The sequence below is a fragment of the Mycolicibacterium wolinskyi str. Jessa 2025 genome (genome assembly GCF_049241375.1).
Lineage (GTDB): Bacteria > Actinomycetota > Actinomycetes > Mycobacteriales > Mycobacteriaceae > Mycobacterium > Mycobacterium wolinskyi.
The window spans coordinates 4,309,787-4,327,058 of sequence record NZ_CP185960.1 but is presented as its reverse complement, the minus strand read 5'-3'; the positions used below and the strand labels follow the sequence as shown (position 1 = coordinate 4,327,058).

Here is a 17,272-nt window from a genome sequence, read left to right as displayed (position 1 = left end):
CAGAAAGATCAAGCTATCTCAACCCGTGCACTGACGAACGCTACAGCTTTCTGACACCCGTTCGCCTTCGGGCTTACTCTTGGCACTCGTGTCCAAGCTTTCGACGGCAGCGCGCCGGTTGGTCCTGGGGCGGCCGTTCCGCAGCGACAAGCTGTCCCACACGCTGCTGCCCAAGCGGATCGCGCTGCCGGTGTTCGCCTCCGACGCGCTGTCCTCGGTGGCGTACGCACCGGAGGAGATCTTCCTGGTGCTGTCGGTGGCCGGGCTGACGGCTTACTCGATGTCGCCGTGGATCGGCCTCGCGGTCGCCGCGGTCATGCTCATCGTGATCGCGAGTTATCGCCAGAACGTGCATGCCTACCCATCAGGCGGCGGCGACTACGAGGTCGTGACCACCAACCTGGGTCCGACCGCCGGCCTGACGGTGGCCAGCGCACTGCTCGTGGACTACGTGCTCACGGTCGCGGTCTCGATGTCGTCGGCGATGTCGAACATCGGTTCGGCGGTACCCTTCGTGGCTCAGCACAAGGTGATTTTCGCGGTCGTCGCGATTCTGTTGCTGGCGTCGATCAACCTGCGCGGAATCCGGGAGTCCGGCACCGCATTCGCGATCCCCACCTACGCATTCATGTTCGGCATGTTCATCATGCTCGGCTGGGGCCTGTTCCAGATCTATGTGCTCGGCCATCCGTTGCGCGCGGAGTCGGCCGGATTCAAGATGCACGCCGAACACGGCGAAGTCCTCGGTTTCGCGCTCGTGTTCCTGGTGGCGCGCGCGTTCTCGTCCGGTTCGGCCGCGCTCACCGGCGTCGAGGCGATCAGCAACGGCGTGCCCGCGTTCCGCAAGCCCAAGTCCCGCAACGCGGCCACCACGCTGCTGCTGCTCGGCCTCATCTCGGTGACGCTGTTCATGGGCATCATCATGCTGGCCAAGGCGACCGGCGTGCAGATGGCCGAACGTCCGCACGAACAACTGGTCGGCGCGCCGCCCGATTACCACCAGAAGACGCTCATCGCGCAGCTCGCCGATGCGGTGTTCCACGACTTCCCGATCGGCCTGTACCTCATCGCCGGTGTCACCGCGCTGATCCTCGTGCTGGCGGCCAACACCGCGTTCAACGGGTTCCCGGTGCTGGGCTCGATCCTGGCGCAGGACCGGTTTCTGCCGCGGCAGCTGCACACGCGAGGGGACCGGCTGGCATTCTCCAACGGCATCCTGTTCCTGGCGTTCGCCGCGATCGCGTTCGTCGTGGCGTTCCGCGCCGAGGTCACCGCACTGATCCAGCTCTACATCGTGGGCGTGTTCGTGTCGTTCACGCTCAGCCAGATCGGCATGGTGCGGCACTGGACCCGGCTACTGCGCACCGAAACCGATCCGGCGGTCCGCAGGCACATGATGCGCTCGCGGATCATCAACGCCATCGGGCTCACCGCGACCGGTGCGGTGCTCGTCGTCGTTGTGGTGACGAAGTTCCTCGCCGGGGCCTGGATCGCGATCCTGGCGATGACGGCGCTGTTCGTGTTGATGAAGGCCATCCACAAGCACTACGACACCGTGGCCCGCGAACTCAACGCGCAAGACGAAGGCGAAGAAGGCGACATCGTGCTGCCGAGCCGCAACCACGCGGTGGTGTTGGTGTCGAAGCTGCACCTGCCGACCAAACGCGCGCTGGCGTATGCGCGTGCCACCCGGCCCGATGTGCTGGAGGCGATCACGGTCAGCGTCGACGACGCCGAGACCCGGGCGCTGGTGCATCAGTGGGAGGACAGCGATATCAGTGTGCCGCTCAAGGTCATCGCGTCGCCGTATCGCGAGATCACCCGTCCCGTGCTCGATTACGTCAAGCGGGTCACCAAGGAGTCACCGCGAACCGTGGTCACGGTGTTCATCCCCGAATACGTCGTCGGGCATTGGTGGGAGCAGGTCCTGCACAACCAGAGTGCGCTGCGGCTCAAGGGCCGCCTGTTGTTCATGCCGAACGTCATGGTGACATCTGTTCCGTGGCAGCTGAATTCGTCGGAGCGGCTCAAGGCGCTGCAGCCGCAATCGGCGCCGGGGGATGCTCGCAGGGGATTCTTGGAGTGAACGAACTGACACTCACCACCGGGCCCGCGGCCAACGGTGGCAGTTGCGTGGCCCGCCACGAGGGCCGGGTGGTGTTCGTGCGGTACGCGCTACCCGGTGAGACCGTGCGCGTTCGGGTCGTCGACGAGCGCGGATCTTATTGGCGCGCCGAGGTTGTCGAGGTCATCGAGCCATCGCCGGATCGCGTCGATTCGCTGTGCCCGATCGCCGGCGTGGACGGTGCGGGCTGCTGTGACCTGGCGTTCGCCGATCCGGCGGCCACACGCCGGCTCAAGGGCGCTGTCGTCGCCAACCAGCTGGAGCGGCTCGGTGGGTACCACTGGCGTGACGAGGACGCGGCCGCCGCCGAATCGGTTGGTGCGTCCGGGGCGACGGGGTGGCGCACCAGGGTCCGGCTGGACACCACGGCGGACGGGCGCGCGGGTTTTCACCGGTATCACAGCGCCGAGCTCGTCACCGATCTGGGCTGTGCGCAGTTGCCGGACGGTCTGATGACGGGTTTGGCCGACACCCGGTGGGCCGGCGGTGCGCAACTGCACATCGCGCTGGATTCCGATGGCGTACGACACGTGGTGCAGTCGGGGCCCAAGAACGGCCGCAAGAGCCCGACGCGCGTGGTCGAGGGCGATTACGAGGCCGTGCAGCGGGTCGGGCAGCGCGTATGGCGCGTGCCGGTGACGGCGTTCTGGCAGGCGCACCGCGATGCCGCAGCGCTCTACAGCGAGCTGGTGGCCGGCTGGGCGCAACTGCAACCGGGGATGACCGCGTGGGATCTGTACGGCGGCGCCGGGGTTTTCGCCGCGGCATTGGCCGAGCGCGTGGGCGAGAGCGGTCGCGTGGTCACCGTCGACACGTCGCGTGGCGCATCGCGCTCGGCGCGCACCGCGCTGGCCGACCTGCCGTGGGTCTCGGTCGTCACCGACTCGGTGCGCCGGGCCCTTTCCGGGCAGGACCGGCCCGCCGATGTCGCGGTGCTCGACCCGCCGAGGACCGGGGCCGGCCGTGAGGTGATCGACCAGCTCGCCGGCGCCGCGGTGCGCAGGATCATCCACATCGGTTGCGAGGCCGCGTCATTCGCCCGCGACGTCGGGCTGTACCTCAGCCACGGTTACGCCGTCGAGGAGATCCGGGTGTTCGACTCGTTCCCGCTCACCCACCACGTGGAGTGCATCGCGGTGCTGACCCGTTAGCCGACAGCGCCCCGGTGCGAGCGATGCCTGCGGCGCAGGACCGGACTGTATGGCGTGGGGTCGATGTCGGGTCGCCTGCCGTCCATGAGGTCGGCGAGCATCCGGGCCGAACCACACGCCATGGTCCAGCCGACGTTTCCGTGCCCGGTGTTGTAGTACAGGTTGTCGTGGCGGCCCAGCCCGATCAACGGTGGGCCGTCGGGCGTCACGGGACGTAGCCCGGTCCGGTAATGGGCACCGGCCCAATCGATCGCGCCCGGGAACAGGCGGTCGCCCGCGGCCAGGATGCGGGCGTAGTCCGCGGGCGCCGCGCTGCGGTCGTATCCGACGAACTCCGCAGTGGCCGACATCCGCAGCTCGCTGCCGAACGGTGACCACGCCACCATGTAGCGCTCGTCGATGCCGCCGAGCGCCGGCGCCCGGTCCGGGTCTTTGATGGTCGCGGTGACGCTGTAACCCTTCGCCGGATACACGGGCAGGTACACCCCGATGTCACGGGCCAGTAGCGGGCTGGCCGATCCGGCGGCCAGCACGACGGCGTCCGAGCGAACAACACCGTCTGCGGTCCGCATGCCGTTGATGGTCGACCCGTCGGTGGTCAGACCGTCGATCGCGGTGGACAGGTGGAACTCGACGCCCTGTCGGCGAGCGGCAGCGGCCAGCGCCGTGGAGAACTTGTGCGGGTCTCCGGTGCCGTCGGACGTGTCGTGGATCGCCCCGGCGAACTCACCGGCGGCGTGGCGCAGGGCCGGTTCGACCGCGGCGATCTGCTCGGGATCGAGCGCCTTCTGCTGACGACCGTGATCGCACAGCAGCGCCGATCTGCCTACCGCGTCGGCGAATTCGGGCTCACTGCGGTACAGGTGGAGCACGCCCTTGTCGGTCTGGTTGAACTCAAGCCCTTCGCGATGGGCGATCTCGTCGAGCAGTCGTTGGCTGTAGCGCGCGAGTTCGAATTTCGCCAGCGTGTTGGCACGTGACCGAGACGGTGTGCACTCACGCAGGAATCGAAGTCCCCACCGGGCCAGGGCGGTATCGGCCCGCCGCACCCTGATGGACGTCTCCCGGCCCGCCAGCGAGCGCAGCAGCATCATCGGCGCACCCGGCGATGCCCACGTGTATGAGTGTCCCGGCGCGATCAGACCGCCCGTGCTCGCCGAGGTGTCGGTGGCCACTTGGGGTCGCCGGTCGTAGACGTGGACCTCATGCCCACGCTCGGCCAGTGCGTGCGCGGTCGCGACGCCCACCACTCCTGCCCCGATGACAGCTACCTTCACTTCGAACTTCCTCCTTCGACTGCACTTTGGTCAGAACTGTTGTCGCGCAGCACCTCCTGGACGTAGAAGCGCCAGCCGAGAAATCCGACCCACAGGGTCACGACGATGACCAGGACGGGTATGCCGTAATACAGCAGGTTGAGCATCATGCGGGTTCTCCTTGTGCGACGAGGGCCGGTTGGTGCCGGCGTGGATAGCGGTTGGCGGTCGCCGCGGCGACGACGATGTAGACGACGAGATTGGCCAACACGCCGGGGATGAGGCCGTCGGCGAGTCCGAACGGTGCGTCGAGCCCCCACTGCCACACCGCGGTCACGAGAGCACCCGCGGCGATCGCCGACAGGGCGGCGGGCGCCGAGCGGATCCCGAACAGGACCGCACCGAACAGCGGCACGATGATGGTGGGCGCCCACAGCGCGTAGCTGTAGAGCAGCGCGTCGACGATGGACGGCACACTCAGCGCGAAAGTCGTTGCGGCGGCGCCGACTATGACACTTGTGGTGCGTTCGACCGTGAGGCGCCGTTTGGGCGGCAAGGGGTCGACGCGCATCGGCTGGTAGACGTCCTTGGTCAGGACGACGGCCGTGGAATTCAGATAGGAACTCGCGGTGGACATCACGACGGCCAGCAGCGCCGCGATGACCAATCCCAGGATGCCGACCGGCATCAGTTGCATCACCACGGTCGGCAGCGCTTCGTCGGTCTTGATGTCGGGGTAGAGCACGAGCGCGATCAGCCCGATCGACGCGGCCGTGAAGTAGAAGCAGAACGAGAAGAATCCGGCCATGGTGTAGCCGATCTTGGCGTGGCGCGAATCGGGCGTGGAGAACGTGCGCTGTGCGTACGGCGGCACCAGCGTCTCGCCGAGCAGTAGCGCCACGAACAAGGTGAGGAATTTCAGCGGCGTGTAGTCGCCGAGCAGCGTGAGATGGTCGGCGGGCACCTGGTCCAACAGCGAGGCCGGGCCGCCCACCGCGTGCAACCCGATCAGCAGTGCGACCGGCAGGAAGACGCCGAGGAAGACGAACTGCAGCATGTCGGTCTGGATCACGGCCCACGCCCCGCCGAACGACGAGTACAGCACCACGACGCCCATCCCGATGATCACCGCCGGGCCGGTCGGGACGTCGAGGGTCGCGTTGACCACGGTTCCGATCGCCAATGCCTGAGCGCCCAGGATCCCCGAACACAACGCGAGGGACAGGATTCCGGTGACCACCCTGGCCGCCTTGCCGTAGTGCTCGTCCATCACGTCGCCGAGAGTGTGGGCACCGCGGTAGTTCTTCAGCCGAGGGGCGATGAACAGCCCGACGAGTACGGTCTGAATTCCGAACGCGCAGAACGCGAACATGTAGACGTAGCCGTCGCGCATCGTCGCACCGGCGACGCCGATCGATGCGCCGCCGCCCAGGAATGCGGCCGCGAGGCTGCCGAAGAACACCGGCCAGACGATCCGGTTGCCGGCGACCGCGAAGTCGTCGGGATCCTTGATCCGCTTCATGGTCTGCAGCCCGATCACGACCAGCAGCGCGAAATAGCCTGTGAGCAAAGCCCAGTCGAGTGGTGTCATGTGAACTCCTTGCCGAATTCGCACCATCGTATGGAGCAAACGTGACCTACGTCTCTAGGCGATGTGCCTAAACTGTCGTTAACTCTGGGAGAGCAATTAGGCGGATTGCCTAGTGTGGTGAGTGGGAGGTCAGGTGCTCGGCCAAGCTCTGGCGCAGCAGATCGCCAACGAGATCACCGACGTGATCGGTTACAACGTGATGATCTCCGACGAGTCGGGGATCGTGGTCGGTAGCGGTGACACCTCGCGCATCGGGCAGTTCCACGAGGCGTCGGTCGAGGTGATCCGCAGCCGCCGGACGATGACACATTCCAGCGCAGACGTCCAGAATCTGGTCGGTACGTTGCCCGGGGTGACCACCCCGCTCGTCATCGACGACGTCGTGGTGGGCACTGTCGGGCTGTCCGGCCCGCCCGAGGAGGTCGAGCGATTCGGCCTCGTGGTGAAACGGCAGACCGAGATCCTCATGCAGGAGGCCGCGCGCATCGGTTCCCGGGTCACCCGCGAGCGCGCGGTGACCGAGCTCTTGCGCGATGTGTGCGAGTGGCACCACTCGCGTATTCCGGCTGCCCAATTACTGCGTCGGGCAAGGACTCTCGGCCACGATCTGACGCTGCCCCGCCGAATGGTGTTGGTCGCATCGGAGGATCCCGACGGTTCGCGGTATGAAGTCGATTCCGCCCAGCTGATGCGGCACACCGAGGCGGTGTTCAACTCCACGGCCGATCTCATCGCGCCGCTCGCGGGTACGGTGATCGCGGTCGCGACTCCGGATGATCCGGACGGTGGCGAGCGATCCGTGCTGGAGCGCTGTGAGGAACTCGTCGCGGTGACCCGCACTCAGCACCTCGGCACCCGGGTGGCGATCGGGTCGGCGGCTTGCGGCGTCGAGGAGCTGAACGTCTCCGCCCGCGACGCCTTCGACGCCATGCAACTCGGTTCCGTGGTCACCGGTCAACAGCCGATCCGTCACATCGAGCACTTCCGGCTGCAGCAGGCGCTGTCGGTCGTACCGATCGATTCGCGCACGCGACTGACCGAGAGCCTGCTGCGTCCCCTACTGCACGACCGCGAGTGGCCCACCTTGCGCGCAACGCTGATCAGTTGGGGCGACTGCGCATTCAACGTCACCAAAGCAGCGGCGGCCATGCATGTGCACCGCAATACACTGATCTACCGGCTCGACCGAGTGGCACGACTTCTCGGGCGCTCGCTCGACGAGGCGGGCCTGGCGGTGGCGCTCTACGTGACGTGCATGATGGACCAACTCGGCCGGGGCCCCAACGCCACTCGGCTGTGACGTGCCGCGCGCCCGGCTCGTCGGTTCAGTCCTGGTTGTTCGGCCCGATGGTCGGGGTGGGGTAGTGGGCGTAGGTGGTCTGATTGCCGCCCGCGGCACGGGACTGATTCATCGCCTTCACCGCGAGGTCGACGAGGGCATCGACGACCTGTTCGGCCGGAAGTTCGGTCAGCGGCCGCAGCGGGCTGCACGCGGTTCCGATGCTCGCGGTCAGCCGCATGGGCGTGGTGCTTATCGCGATCCGGATCCGATTCACCAGGGGCGAGGGGTCATTGGTCTTGAAGACGTCGGCGATCAGGAACTCGCTGTCGGACACATGCGCGAGCGGGACCCGATGGCGCACGGTTTCCCGCATCGCCTGCCCGACCGCGACGCGCGCGTGCAACGTACTGTGCGTCCCGTCCATGTCGCTGAGCAGCGACATGTCGTCGATGCCGACCGCGAGGATCACGACATACTGGTCATCGTGGCGGCTGTGCGAGCCCAGCATCGTCGCCGCGTGGATGTCGAACGCCTCCCGGTTGAGCAGGCCCGTCAGCGGATCGATCTCGTCGGGGTGCTGAACGTTGTCGTGGTCCATCAGCCCGACGGCCATCCGGCACATCGCCGACGTCGTCACGATGACGAGCGCCGACACCACCGCTCCACAGATGCCCAACCAGATATCAGTCATCGCCACCCGGACGGCCAGGTAGACGACGACGATGCCCGAGGCCAACCAGGTCAGGATCAGCACGCGTCTGCTGTGTAAGAACGCCGCATACGTGGTGATCAGGCTGAACGCGGCGGTCCCCAACAATCCGACGACCGGATCGGCCAGCAATGTGCAGATCACTGCGATACCGCCCGTGCCGATCCCCACGACCAGCCAGGACTGCGTCCGACTCGGCCACTGTCTGCGCCACCACCACCAGGCCATCAGCAATCCGCAGGCGCTCACCCCGATCTCGAGGTAGCGCCCGACGCCTGTCGGGCCGGCCGGCGTGCCGAGCAGCAACAGCGGGACGACGCCCAAGCTGATGATCGTCACCGCCACGATGTGACGCATCCGGGTGCGCTGGCCCTGCGCGGCAAGCAGGGCAGTACGCGCGTAGTAGTTGTCGAAAGGACTCAATCCGCACCCCGGAGTAATCGATTTCGTAGTACACCCTACGTAATCACGACGCGATCGGTTTATTGCCCTTTTGGCTTCGTCCAACCGATTTCGTAGGCGCCGAATTTTTCGCGCCGGTAAATCAACGCAGCGACGCGGTCACCTCTTCAGGTTTGGGCTGCTCAGCCACCAGCCGCCGGATCGGTTTGAGCGCGATATCGACGCTCACGATCCGCATTGCGAGCTCGCGCAGCACGGCGAGTCCGCGGCTGTGCTTGAACATGAGTCTGGCCAACTGACGGGAGTTGTCCTGGGCCGCCTGCACGCGCGGGCGTTGCGTGCGCTCGTAGGCGCCCAATACGTCGGCGAGCCGGTGACCGTCGATGTTGTTCAGCATCCGGCACAGGACCCACGCCGATTCCATCGCCATGCCGGCCCCGATGCCGGCGGTGGGCAGGAACCCCGCCGCGGCGTCACCGAGCAACACCGTGCGCCGCGTCGTCCAGACCGGGGCCCGGCAGTCGGACAGCGACCAGTAATAGGGATCGCGTGCGGCGGCGACGGCGTCGAGCGCGGCATCGATCGGCGCGTCGACGACACTCAGCGTCTTGCGGAATTCTCTGACGAACGCGGCCGGACCGGCATCGGTGTCCGACCGGGGACCGCCCAGGAACACCCCGACCGCCCCGGCGACCGGGTAGAGGCCCGCGAAACGGCCTGCGCCCCAGAGTTCTTCACCGCGCGACGGCGGAACGGACCGTTCCGGTGCCCAGGCCACCCAGCCGCCCCATCGCGTGTCGACCACGTCGACCGGCGGCCGGCCAGCACCAGATCGCGGGTTCGTGAACGGATGCCGTCGGCGATGACGACGAGATCGAATTCGAGACGGTGGGTGTCGCCCGCTTCGGCGATGGTCACGTGCGCGGCCGATTCCGTCTCGGCGATCGCCGTGACGGTGGAGTCCAGCGTGACCGGACACTGCGCGCCGCTGAGCACATCGATCAATGCCCCGCGAGAGATGCCCCGATAGTCGCCAGAGCTGCCGAGCACGCGGCTCATCGAGTCGACGCGCATGAGCCGGCCCGTGTGGGCGCGCATCCCGTAGTCCTCGAACGGCACGCTCGCGGCGCGGTATGCCGCCCGTGCGCCGAGGTCGTCGAGTGCGGAATCCGCGATCGGCATCAGGGCCAGCATGTACCCGGGCGGTGCGCCGTCCGGTGCGCGCTCGATCACCACCGGATGATGACCGGCTCTGCGCAGCAGGCCGGCGGCGGTGAGCCCCGCGATGCCCGCTCCGACGATCAGGATTCGCAGCTTGTCCGCGGTGGCCGAACGATATTGCTCTTGGAGCGTTGTGGAGGTGAGCACAGAAATCCTCTCGAATCGTTCGAGCGCGACGCTACCATTCTGTGTACCAGGTGGTCCAGTCTAATATTGGCTCGTGCACAGTGGTCGGTTGAACCGGATGTCCGGCGAGCGACGCCGCCGTTTGGTCGATGTAGCAGCGGCAGAGTTCGCGTCGGCCGGCTATCGCGAGGCCTCGTTGAACCGGATCATCGCGAAATGCGGCATGAGCAAGAGTTCGTTCTATTACGTCATCGAATCCAAGGACGAATTGTTTGAATTCGTCATGGCCGAATTACTCGGCGGGCTCGCGAATGCCGTCGAGATCCCGGAACCCGAGAAATTCCGCGGGCCGGACTACTGGCCGCGGGTGGAGGCTTTCTTCGCCCACCTCGTCACGGTGTCGCAGCGTGAGGAGTCCGCGCTGACGCTGGGCCGGATGTTCTACAGCGACGCGCCCGGCGGCGATGCGTCGGCAGGAATGCTCGCGGCGGTGCGGCAGTGGGTGGAAGAGGTGCTGCGGGTCGGCCGAAGCTGCGGCGCCGTCCGCGCGGATTTGCCAGAAGCATTGCAGTGCAGCGTCGTTCTGCGGATTCTGCAGGTCTTCGACGAGTGGACCGTGGCCCATTTCGACGAGGTCGGCCCGGAAAATCTCGATGGGCTCGCGGCCGCGCAGTTCGCGACGGTCAGGCGCGTACTGGAGTCGTCCGCCTGTTAGCGTGATCGGCAGGGTGTGCCGGGAAGCCTGGTCGGCGCCATTGCACGCTGCCTACGGGAGCCCGCCATGACCAGTCCACCTGACCGCACTCGTCCCAGGCTGCTCACCCGCACGACGTGGCCGGAGTGGCAACGCGTCTCCGAGCTGCTGCGTGCTGAAACGGTCGGCGGCGCACTGCTGCTCGCCGCCGCTGCCGCCGCACTGGTGTGGGCGAACTCGCCGTGGTCTGCGTCCTATGACCGGTTGTCGAATTTCGTCATCGGTTGGGAGTCGCTGCATCTGGAACTGAGCGTCTCGGCCTGGGCGGCGGACGGTCTGTTGGCCATCTTCTTCTTCGTCGTGGGTCTTGAGCTCAAACGCGAGTTCGTCGCGGGGGATCTGCGCGACCCGGCCCGCGCGGCGCTGCCGATCGCCGCCGCTGTCGGCGGTATGGCGGCGCCCGCCGCGATCTTCATCGGGATCAACCTGTTCGCGGGCCAGCCGGAGAACATCGACGGCTGGGCCGTGCCGATCGCCACCGACATCGCGTTCGCGCTCGCGGTGCTGGCCGTCCTGTCCACCCATCTGCCGTCGGCGCTGCGGATCTTCCTGCTGACCTTGGCCGTGGTCGACGATCTGCTGGCGATCATCGTCATCGCCGTCTTCTACACCGACCACCTGTCCGTCGGGCCGCTGCTTGGCGCGGTCGTGCCGATCGCGCTGTTCGGCCTCGCAGTCCAGCGTGGACACCGGCAGTGGTGGATCCTGGTACCTCTCGCGGTGGTCGCGTGGGCGCTCGCGCATGCCAGCGGTGTGCACGCCACGGTGGCCGGGGTGCTGCTCGGCTTCACCGTGCCGGTGCTGGGCCGACACGCCGCCGCCGAACGCTTCGAGCATCGGCTGCGGCCGCTCTCGGCCGGGGTGGCGGTCCCGGTGTTCGCGTTCTTCGCTGCCGGGGTGACCGTCGGAGGCCTGTCGGGATTCGCTACCGCGCTCACCCATCCGCTGACGATCGGCGTGATCGCCGGCTTGGTGCTCGGCAAACCCATCGGCATCTTCTGCACGACCTACCTGCTCGCCAGATTCACCAATGCGAGCCTCGACGAGGACCTGGCCTGGCGCGATGTGTTCGGCGTCGCATTGCTCGCCGGCATCGGCTTCACGGTGTCGCTGTTGATCGGCGAACTCGCGTTCGAAGACAGCCCGGTCGCCGACGCCGACGTCAAGATTGCGGTGCTCACCGGGTCGGTGGTTGCCGGTCTGCTGGCCGCTGTCGTGCTGATCTCCCGCAATGTCGTTTACCGGCGCATCCACATTCTGGAGACCACCGACGCCGACAGCGACGGAGTGCCCGACATCTACCAGCCTCGGCAGGACTGACCCCGTGATCCGTGCGTAGACTGACGGGATGCTTGAACAGGTCCGCGGCCCCGCAGATCTGCAGCACCTGTCGCAATCACAGCTAAGTGCATTGGCGCAGGAGATCCGTCAGTTTCTGATCCACAAGGTCGCTGCAACCGGTGGGCATCTCGGCCCGAATCTGGGCGTCGTCGAACTCACTCTGGCGTTACACCGGGTGTTCGATTCGCCACACGATCCGATCATCTTCGACACGGGGCATCAGGCCTACGTGCACAAGATGCTGACCGGCCGCAGCCAGGATTTCGACACGCTGCGGATGAAGGACGGTTTGTCGGGCTATCCCTCGCGTGCCGAGAGTGAGCACGACTGGGTGGAATCCAGCCACGCCAGTGCCGCGCTGTCCTACGCCGACGGGCTGGCCAAGGCCTTCGAGCTGACCGGGCACCGCAACCGGCACGTGGTGGCCGTCGTCGGCGACGGTGCGCTCACCGGCGGCATGTGCTGGGAGGCGCTCAACAACATCGCCGCCGCAGGCCGGCCGGTCGTCATCGTCGTCAACGACAACGGCCGCAGCTACGCGCCGACCATCGGCGGGTTCGCCGACCACCTCGCGGGCCTGCGGCTGCAGCCCGGCTATGAGCGGCTGCTGGAGGAAGGCCGCAAGGCGGTGCGCGGCCTGCCCGTCGTCGGCGAGTTCTGCTACCAGTGCATGCACAGCATCAAGGCCGGTATCAAGGACGCGATCGCCCCGCAGGTGATGTTCACCGATCTCGGCCTGAAGTACGTCGGGCCGATCGACGGCCACGACGAGCACGCCGTCGAGAACGCGCTGCGCCACGCCAGGGGTTTCAACGCGCCGGTGATCGTGCACGTGGTCACCCGCAAGGGCATGGGTTATCCGCCTGCCGAGAACGACGAAGCCGACCAGATGCATGCGTGCGGCATCATCGACCCCGAAACCGGGGTGCCCACCAAGGCGGCCGGGCTCGGGTGGACCTCGGTGTTCTCCGAGGAACTGATCAAGACCGCCGCCAAGCGTCGCGACATCGTGGCGATCACCGCGGCGATGCCGGGGCCGACGGGGCTGAGCGCGTTCCGCGAGAAGTACCCGGACCGGTTCTTCGACGTGGGTATCGCCGAGCAGCACGCCATGACGTCGGCGGCCGGCCTGGCCATGGGCGGCCTGCATCCCGTCGTCGCGATCTACTCGACGTTCCTCAACCGCGCGTTCGATCAGCTCCTGATGGACGTCGCGCTGCACAAACTGCCGGTCACCCTCGTGCTCGACCGCTCCGGCGTCACCGGCCCGGACGGCGCCAGCCACAACGGCATGTGGGACCTCTCGGTGCTCGGCATCGTCCCGGGTATCCGGGTCGCTGCGCCCCGGGACGGTTCGCGGCTGCGTGAGGAACTCGGCGAGGCGCTGGCCGTGAACGACGGGCCGACGGCCATCCGGTTCCCCAAAGGCGATGTCGGCGAAGACATCCCGGCCGTCGAGCGCCGAGGTGGAGTCGATGTGCTCGCCGCACCCGCGGCCGGGCTGACCGACGATGTGCTGCTGGTCGCGGTGGGCTCGTTCGCGAAGATGGCACTCGCCGTGGCCGAGCTGCTGCGCAACCAAGGCATCGGCGTGACCGTGGTGGACCCGCGCTGGGTGCTGCCGGTTCCCGAGGCCATCGCCGAACTGGCCCGCGCGCACAAGCTCGTGGTCACGGTCGAAGACAACGGTGTGCACGGCGGTATCGGCTCGTCGGTGTCGGCCGCGTTGCGCCACGCCGAGATCGATGTCCCGTGCCGAGACCTGGGCCTGCCGCAGGAATTTCAGGACCACGCCTCGCGCGGGGAGGTGCTCGCGGAGGTCGGCCTGACCGATCGGCACATCGCCCGTCAGATCACCGGCTGGGTTGCCGCGATCGGCGCACCGGTGGCCGAGGACGAAGTCAGCAACCGTCTCGACTAGCGGCGGGCAGTCACCGACCACATGCACATCAGCAGATTGGTCTTCCCGACGGGCGGCCTCGACACGTTCGTCGACGACATCGTCACGTGCGAACAGACCGGCTTTCACGGTGCCTGGGTGCCCCAGATCTTCGGTTGGGACGCGCTGACGGCGCTTGCCATGGCCGGCGGAAGAACCACGTCGTTGCGTCTGGGGACGGCGGTCTTGCCGGTCTACCCGACGCATCCGGTGGTGCTGGCGCAGTCGGCGATGACGACGCAGGCCGCGGTGGGCGGCCGGTTCACGCTGGGGCTGGGAACATCGCACCGGTTCGTCGTCGAGAACGTGTGGGGCATGGACTTCGACCGGCCCCGGCACCGGATGGCCGAGTTCCTCCGGATCGTGGTGCCCGCCATGGCCGGCGACGATGTCGAGTTTCGTGGTGAGGAGCTCAGCGCCACCACGCTGCGGCCGCTGGAGCTACCGGGCATCGAACCACCCGACATCGTGCTGGCCGCGATGGGCCCGGCGATGCTGCGGCTGGCCGGTGCCCACGCCGACGGGACGGTGACCTGGATGACCGGGGTGCGCACGATCACCGAGCACATCGTGCCGACCATCGCCGCGGCCGCCGAACACGCGCAGCGTCCGGCGCCGCGGGTGATCGCGGGACTGCCGGTTTGTGTCACGGACAACCCAGCCGCGGCCCGCGACGCGGCACGCCGGGAGTTCGCGGCCTACAACGACGTGCCGTCCTATCGCGCGATGCTCGACCGGGAAGGCTTCACGCATGCCGGAGACGCGGCGCTGATCGGGTCGGCGGATGAAGTGCTCGACCTCATCGGGGAAGTGGCCGGCGCAGGCGCTACGGAGTTGTGCGCCAACATCTTCGGCAGTCCCGACGAGCGGGCCGCCACGATCGAGGTGCTCGGCCGGGGTCTCGGCTAGGCGTCGTCGGGTTTGTCGCGCATGTGGTCGGCGTTGCGGCGCTGCAACCGCAGTACGAAGATGGCGGCCGCGAGCACGAGCACCAGACCGCCGAGCACACCGACCTGAACGATGGCCCGGGCGAACTCCGGGCCCTTGTCGAGCAGCTTGGCCGCGTCCACCGACAGCACGACGATCTCCTTGATGCAGGCGAGTATGCCGACGATCAGGAACGGCTCGGCGACGAGTTCGCGCGACCGCAGCGATGTGCGCACCGCGTAGAGAAGCTCGACGAAGATGAAGACCAGCAGCAGGCCGTCGAGCAGCTCCAGCATGATGGTCGTCGCCGGGTTGTCGCGCAACCGCAGGATGACGTTGACCTGAGCGACGATCAACACGACGCACCCGGCAAGCAGGAGCACGGCGATCGACCAATAGACCGTGTCCTCGGCGATCCTCAACACGCGGTCGGCGAACCGCTCCCGCTCCTGTTCGCCCTCGGTGTCTTCGCGCGTCGCCACCACACAGACGTTATTGCAGTCCGGTGGTCGCCATACCGGAATTGACGCCCGTGCCGACGGCCGGTGGTTCAGTCGGTCTTGAGTGCTGACGACAGCACCGGCACCGTGAGTTCGCGTTGCCACGGCCGGACCTGATTGGCCACCAAGAATTCCTCGATCGCCGTCGCGACGTCGGCCACGGGTTGCCAATCCCAGCACAGGCGTCGAACCACCTCGGGCGTGATGAGGTTCTCGGTCGGCACCGACACCCGTTCCGACAGTTCGGCAAGCGCCGCCCGCGCCGCCTCAAGCCGCGCCGCGGCTTCCGGTTTGCGCCGCGCCCAGCGCGCCGCCGGGGGCGGTCCGTTCGGGGCCTCCGCGGTCTGCGGCGGGTCGGGATTCTCGCGCGCCCGCTTCAGCGCGTCCAGCCAGATCTGGGCGCTGCGCCGTTGTTTGGACCCACCGAAGATCGGCAGCGCCGTCAGTTCGTCCACGGTTTTGGGATCGACGGTCGCGGCGTTGACGATCGCGGCGTCCGGCAGGATCCGGCCGGGCGCGATGTCGCGGCTGCGGGCGATGTTGTCACGTGTGGTCCAGAGCTCGCGTACGGCCGCCAGCGCCCGGGGGTTGCGGACCTTGTGGATTCCTGACGTGCGCCGCCAGCGGTCCCGCCGGGTGGGTGAGGCGACGTAGGTTCGCAGATACTCGAATTCCTGTGCCGCCCAATCGGTTTTGCCCTGTTCTTCGAGCACGGCGGCGATCGCGTCACGCAGTTCCAGCAGGACCTCGACATCCAGTGCGGCGTAGTTCAGCCATTCCGCGGGTAGTGGCCGCTTCGACCAGTCGGCGGCGCCATGGCCTTTCATCAGCTGCAGGCCCAGCAGGCGCTGCACCATCGCGGCCAGGTTGACCCGCTCGAATCCGGCGAGCCGGCCCGCCAACTCGGTGTCGTACAGTTTGCCCGGGCGTAAGCCGATCTCGGCCAAGCACGGGAGGTCCTGGTCGGCGGCGTGCAACACCCATTCGTCCTGGGCGAGCGTCGCCGAAACCGGCGCGAGTGCGTCGATGGGGGAGCCGCCGTGATTGACCGGGTCGATCAGCGCGGTGCCTGCCCCGGAACGGCGGATCTGAACGAGGTATGCCCGGTTGGAGTACCGGAAACCTGACGCGCGTTCGGCGTCGATGGCGAACGGGCCGCTGCCGCGGGCGAGAACCGCTGCCGCAGAAGAGATTTCCTCGGCCGTGACGCACACGTCGGGCACGCCGTCGGCCGGCGCCAGCAGCGGGGTCGCGTCGGCCTCGACAGGCTCGGTCTGCTCGGTGTCCCCGTCGGTCATCTCACGCGCGGGTGCGGGAACTCAGGTCGGTCACGCCGGCCGGCGGCAGGCCGGCGGCGTGCTCGAGAACTTCACAGAACGCCTCCACGTGCGGGCCCAGCTCCAACGTGGTGGCCGTCCACGACGCGCGCAATTCCAGCTGATGCGCTCGCGGCGGGCCGGAGATGTCGCCGTAGCGCACCGAGGTGGTCGCGGTGACCGTTCCGCCGAGCGCGGTGACGTGCTCGGCTCGGGTTTCCAGGGCATCCACCAGCCAACTCCAGGCCACCTCCGGCAGCAGCGGGTCGACAGCTTCGCTGGAATCCAGGTCGGCCTGGATGTAGGCGACCAGTCGCATGGTGCCGTCCCAGGCTTCGGCCCCGTCGGGGTCGTGCAGCAAGATCAACCGGCCGAATGCGTCACCTTCGGACCGCTCGGGAACGATCGTGGTCTCCGGATGCCGGACCTCGGCGCCCAGGGCGTAGCTGTAGGGCGCCAGCCGCTGCGGCGGACGGATCGGGCCCAGCTCGATTTCCGGCCGCACGGTGGTGGCATTCATCGCCGCCACCGCCGTCCGGAACTGAGCCGGTTCGGCAGAGGTCACGGCGTTTGACGCTAGCCGATGTGGCCAGGACCGTGGGCAGGCGCGCCGTAATAAGGCGCCTCAGAGC

16 protein-coding genes are annotated in these 17,272 nt (G+C 67.5%); 7 read left to right on the top strand and 9 right to left on the bottom strand.

Translation table 11 applies throughout. From position 1 onward, the window contains the following. Positions 1 to 79: 79 nt before the first annotated feature. Positions 80 to 2,086: an APC family permease gene (locus ACOI2T_RS21245; protein ID WP_409503453.1), complete on the top strand. Its 2,007-nt coding sequence runs from the start codon at positions 80 to 82 to the stop codon at positions 2,084 to 2,086. Next, positions 2,083 to 3,276 (top strand): class I SAM-dependent RNA methyltransferase, encoded by a 1,194-nt coding sequence (locus ACOI2T_RS21240; protein WP_409503452.1) that lies wholly within the window; start codon positions 2,083 to 2,085, stop codon positions 3,274 to 3,276. Before ACOI2T_RS21245 ends, ACOI2T_RS21240 begins: the two co-directional genes overlap by 4 nt. Here ACOI2T_RS21240 and ACOI2T_RS21235 read toward each other — a convergent pair. The 3 genes from ACOI2T_RS21235 to ACOI2T_RS21225 are packed head-to-tail and all read right to left on the bottom strand — an operon-like array spanning position 3,273 to position 6,123. After that, entirely contained in the window at positions 3,273 to 4,553 is a 1,281-nt protein-coding gene (locus ACOI2T_RS21235) for a D-amino acid dehydrogenase (protein WP_409503451.1), read from the bottom strand. The two genes, ACOI2T_RS21240 and ACOI2T_RS21235, sit on opposite strands and share 4 nt — an antisense overlap. Continuing rightward, complete coding sequence (locus ACOI2T_RS21230) at positions 4,550 to 4,702, bottom strand: hypothetical protein (RefSeq protein ID WP_165765877.1); 153 nt, start codon at positions 4,700 to 4,702, stop codon at positions 4,550 to 4,552. The genes ACOI2T_RS21235 and ACOI2T_RS21230 overlap by 4 nt, the downstream gene beginning before the upstream one ends. Then, a complete protein-coding gene (locus ACOI2T_RS21225; RefSeq protein WP_085141954.1) occupies positions 4,699 to 6,123 on the bottom strand; it encodes a sodium:solute symporter family protein in 1,425 nt (474 codons plus the stop codon). Before ACOI2T_RS21225 ends, ACOI2T_RS21230 begins: the two co-directional genes overlap by 4 nt. Positions 6,124 to 6,256: 133 nt before the next feature. On the opposite strand from ACOI2T_RS21225, the gene ACOI2T_RS21220 reads away from it, so the two are divergent. Then, positions 6,257 to 7,423: a CdaR family transcriptional regulator gene (locus ACOI2T_RS21220; RefSeq protein WP_409503450.1), complete on the top strand. Its 1,167-nt coding sequence runs from the start codon at positions 6,257 to 6,259 to the stop codon at positions 7,421 to 7,423. Positions 7,424 to 7,448: 25 nt separating this feature from the next. Here ACOI2T_RS21220 and ACOI2T_RS21215 read toward each other — a convergent pair whose 3' ends face one another. The 3 genes from ACOI2T_RS21215 to ACOI2T_RS21205 form a co-directional block, all read right to left on the bottom strand. Continuing rightward, positions 7,449 to 8,537: a GGDEF domain-containing protein gene (locus tag ACOI2T_RS21215; RefSeq protein WP_409503449.1), complete on the bottom strand. Its 1,089-nt coding sequence runs from the start codon at positions 8,535 to 8,537 to the stop codon at positions 7,449 to 7,451. 121 nt (positions 8,538 to 8,658) lie between these two features. Further along, entirely contained in the window at positions 8,659 to 9,192 is a 534-nt protein-coding gene (locus tag ACOI2T_RS21210; protein WP_421874239.1) for an FAD-dependent oxidoreductase, read from the bottom strand. Continuing rightward, positions 9,117 to 9,884 (bottom strand): FAD-dependent oxidoreductase, encoded by a 768-nt coding sequence (locus tag ACOI2T_RS21205; protein ID WP_421874236.1) that lies wholly within the window; start codon positions 9,882 to 9,884, stop codon positions 9,117 to 9,119. The genes ACOI2T_RS21210 and ACOI2T_RS21205 overlap by 76 nt, the downstream gene beginning before the upstream one ends. Positions 9,885 to 9,957: 73 nt before the next feature. Between ACOI2T_RS21205 and ACOI2T_RS21200 the strand changes: the two genes are divergently transcribed. The 4 genes from ACOI2T_RS21200 to ACOI2T_RS21185 all read left to right on the top strand — a co-directional run bounded on the left by ACOI2T_RS21200 (position 9,958) and on the right by ACOI2T_RS21185 (position 14,806). Further along, complete coding sequence (locus ACOI2T_RS21200; RefSeq protein WP_409503447.1) at positions 9,958 to 10,578, top strand: TetR/AcrR family transcriptional regulator; 621 nt, start codon at positions 9,958 to 9,960, stop codon at positions 10,576 to 10,578. Between the two features lie 66 nt (positions 10,579 to 10,644). Further along, on the top strand, positions 10,645 to 11,937 hold the full coding sequence (gene nhaA / locus ACOI2T_RS21195) for a Na+/H+ antiporter NhaA (RefSeq protein ID WP_409503446.1): 1,293 nt from the start codon (positions 10,645 to 10,647) through the stop codon (positions 11,935 to 11,937). A gap of 28 nt (positions 11,938 to 11,965) precedes the next feature. Then, positions 11,966 to 13,879, top strand: coding sequence for a 1-deoxy-D-xylulose-5-phosphate synthase (gene dxs / locus ACOI2T_RS21190; RefSeq protein ID WP_067851266.1), 1,914 nt, complete (start codon positions 11,966 to 11,968; stop codon positions 13,877 to 13,879). Between the two features lie 21 nt (positions 13,880 to 13,900). Beyond that, positions 13,901 to 14,806, top strand: coding sequence for a TIGR03564 family F420-dependent LLM class oxidoreductase (locus ACOI2T_RS21185; RefSeq protein ID WP_409503445.1), 906 nt, complete (start codon positions 13,901 to 13,903; stop codon positions 14,804 to 14,806). On the opposite strand, the gene ACOI2T_RS21180 is transcribed toward ACOI2T_RS21185, so the two are convergent. The 3 genes from ACOI2T_RS21180 to ACOI2T_RS21170 form a co-directional block, all read right to left on the bottom strand. Next, on the bottom strand, positions 14,803 to 15,306 hold the full coding sequence (locus ACOI2T_RS21180; RefSeq protein WP_409503444.1) for a phosphate-starvation-inducible PsiE family protein: 504 nt from the start codon (positions 15,304 to 15,306) through the stop codon (positions 14,803 to 14,805). The genes ACOI2T_RS21185 and ACOI2T_RS21180 overlap by 4 nt on opposite strands. A gap of 68 nt (positions 15,307 to 15,374) precedes the next feature. Beyond that, positions 15,375 to 16,622, bottom strand: a complete 1,248-nt coding sequence (locus ACOI2T_RS21175) for an HRDC domain-containing protein (protein WP_409503443.1) — start codon at positions 16,620 to 16,622, stop codon at positions 15,375 to 15,377. Between the two features lies 1 nt (position 16,623). Then, complete coding sequence (locus tag ACOI2T_RS21170; protein ID WP_234790894.1) at positions 16,624 to 17,160, bottom strand: DUF3000 domain-containing protein; 537 nt, start codon at positions 17,158 to 17,160, stop codon at positions 16,624 to 16,626. Between the last annotated feature and the right edge of the window lie 112 nt (positions 17,161 to 17,272).

Coding starts and splice junctions, on each gene's coding strand:
- ACOI2T_RS21170 (WP_234790894.1), bottom strand. CDS start 17,160: ATGAATGCCACCACCGTGCGGCCGGAAATCGAGCTGGGCCCGATCCGT.
- ACOI2T_RS21230 (WP_165765877.1), bottom strand. CDS start 4,702: ATGATGCTCAACCTGCTGTATTACGGCATACCCGTCCTGGTCATCGTC.
- ACOI2T_RS21185 (WP_409503445.1), top strand. CDS start 13,901: ATGCACATCAGCAGATTGGTCTTCCCGACGGGCGGCCTCGACACGTTC.
- ACOI2T_RS21175 (WP_409503443.1), bottom strand. CDS start 16,622: ATGACCGACGGGGACACCGAGCAGACCGAGCCTGTCGAGGCCGACGCG.
- dxs (WP_067851266.1), top strand. CDS start 11,966: ATGCTTGAACAGGTCCGCGGCCCCGCAGATCTGCAGCACCTGTCGCAA.
- nhaA (WP_409503446.1), top strand. CDS start 10,645: ATGACCAGTCCACCTGACCGCACTCGTCCCAGGCTGCTCACCCGCACG.
- ACOI2T_RS21225 (WP_085141954.1), bottom strand. CDS start 6,123: ATGACACCACTCGACTGGGCTTTGCTCACAGGCTATTTCGCGCTGCTG.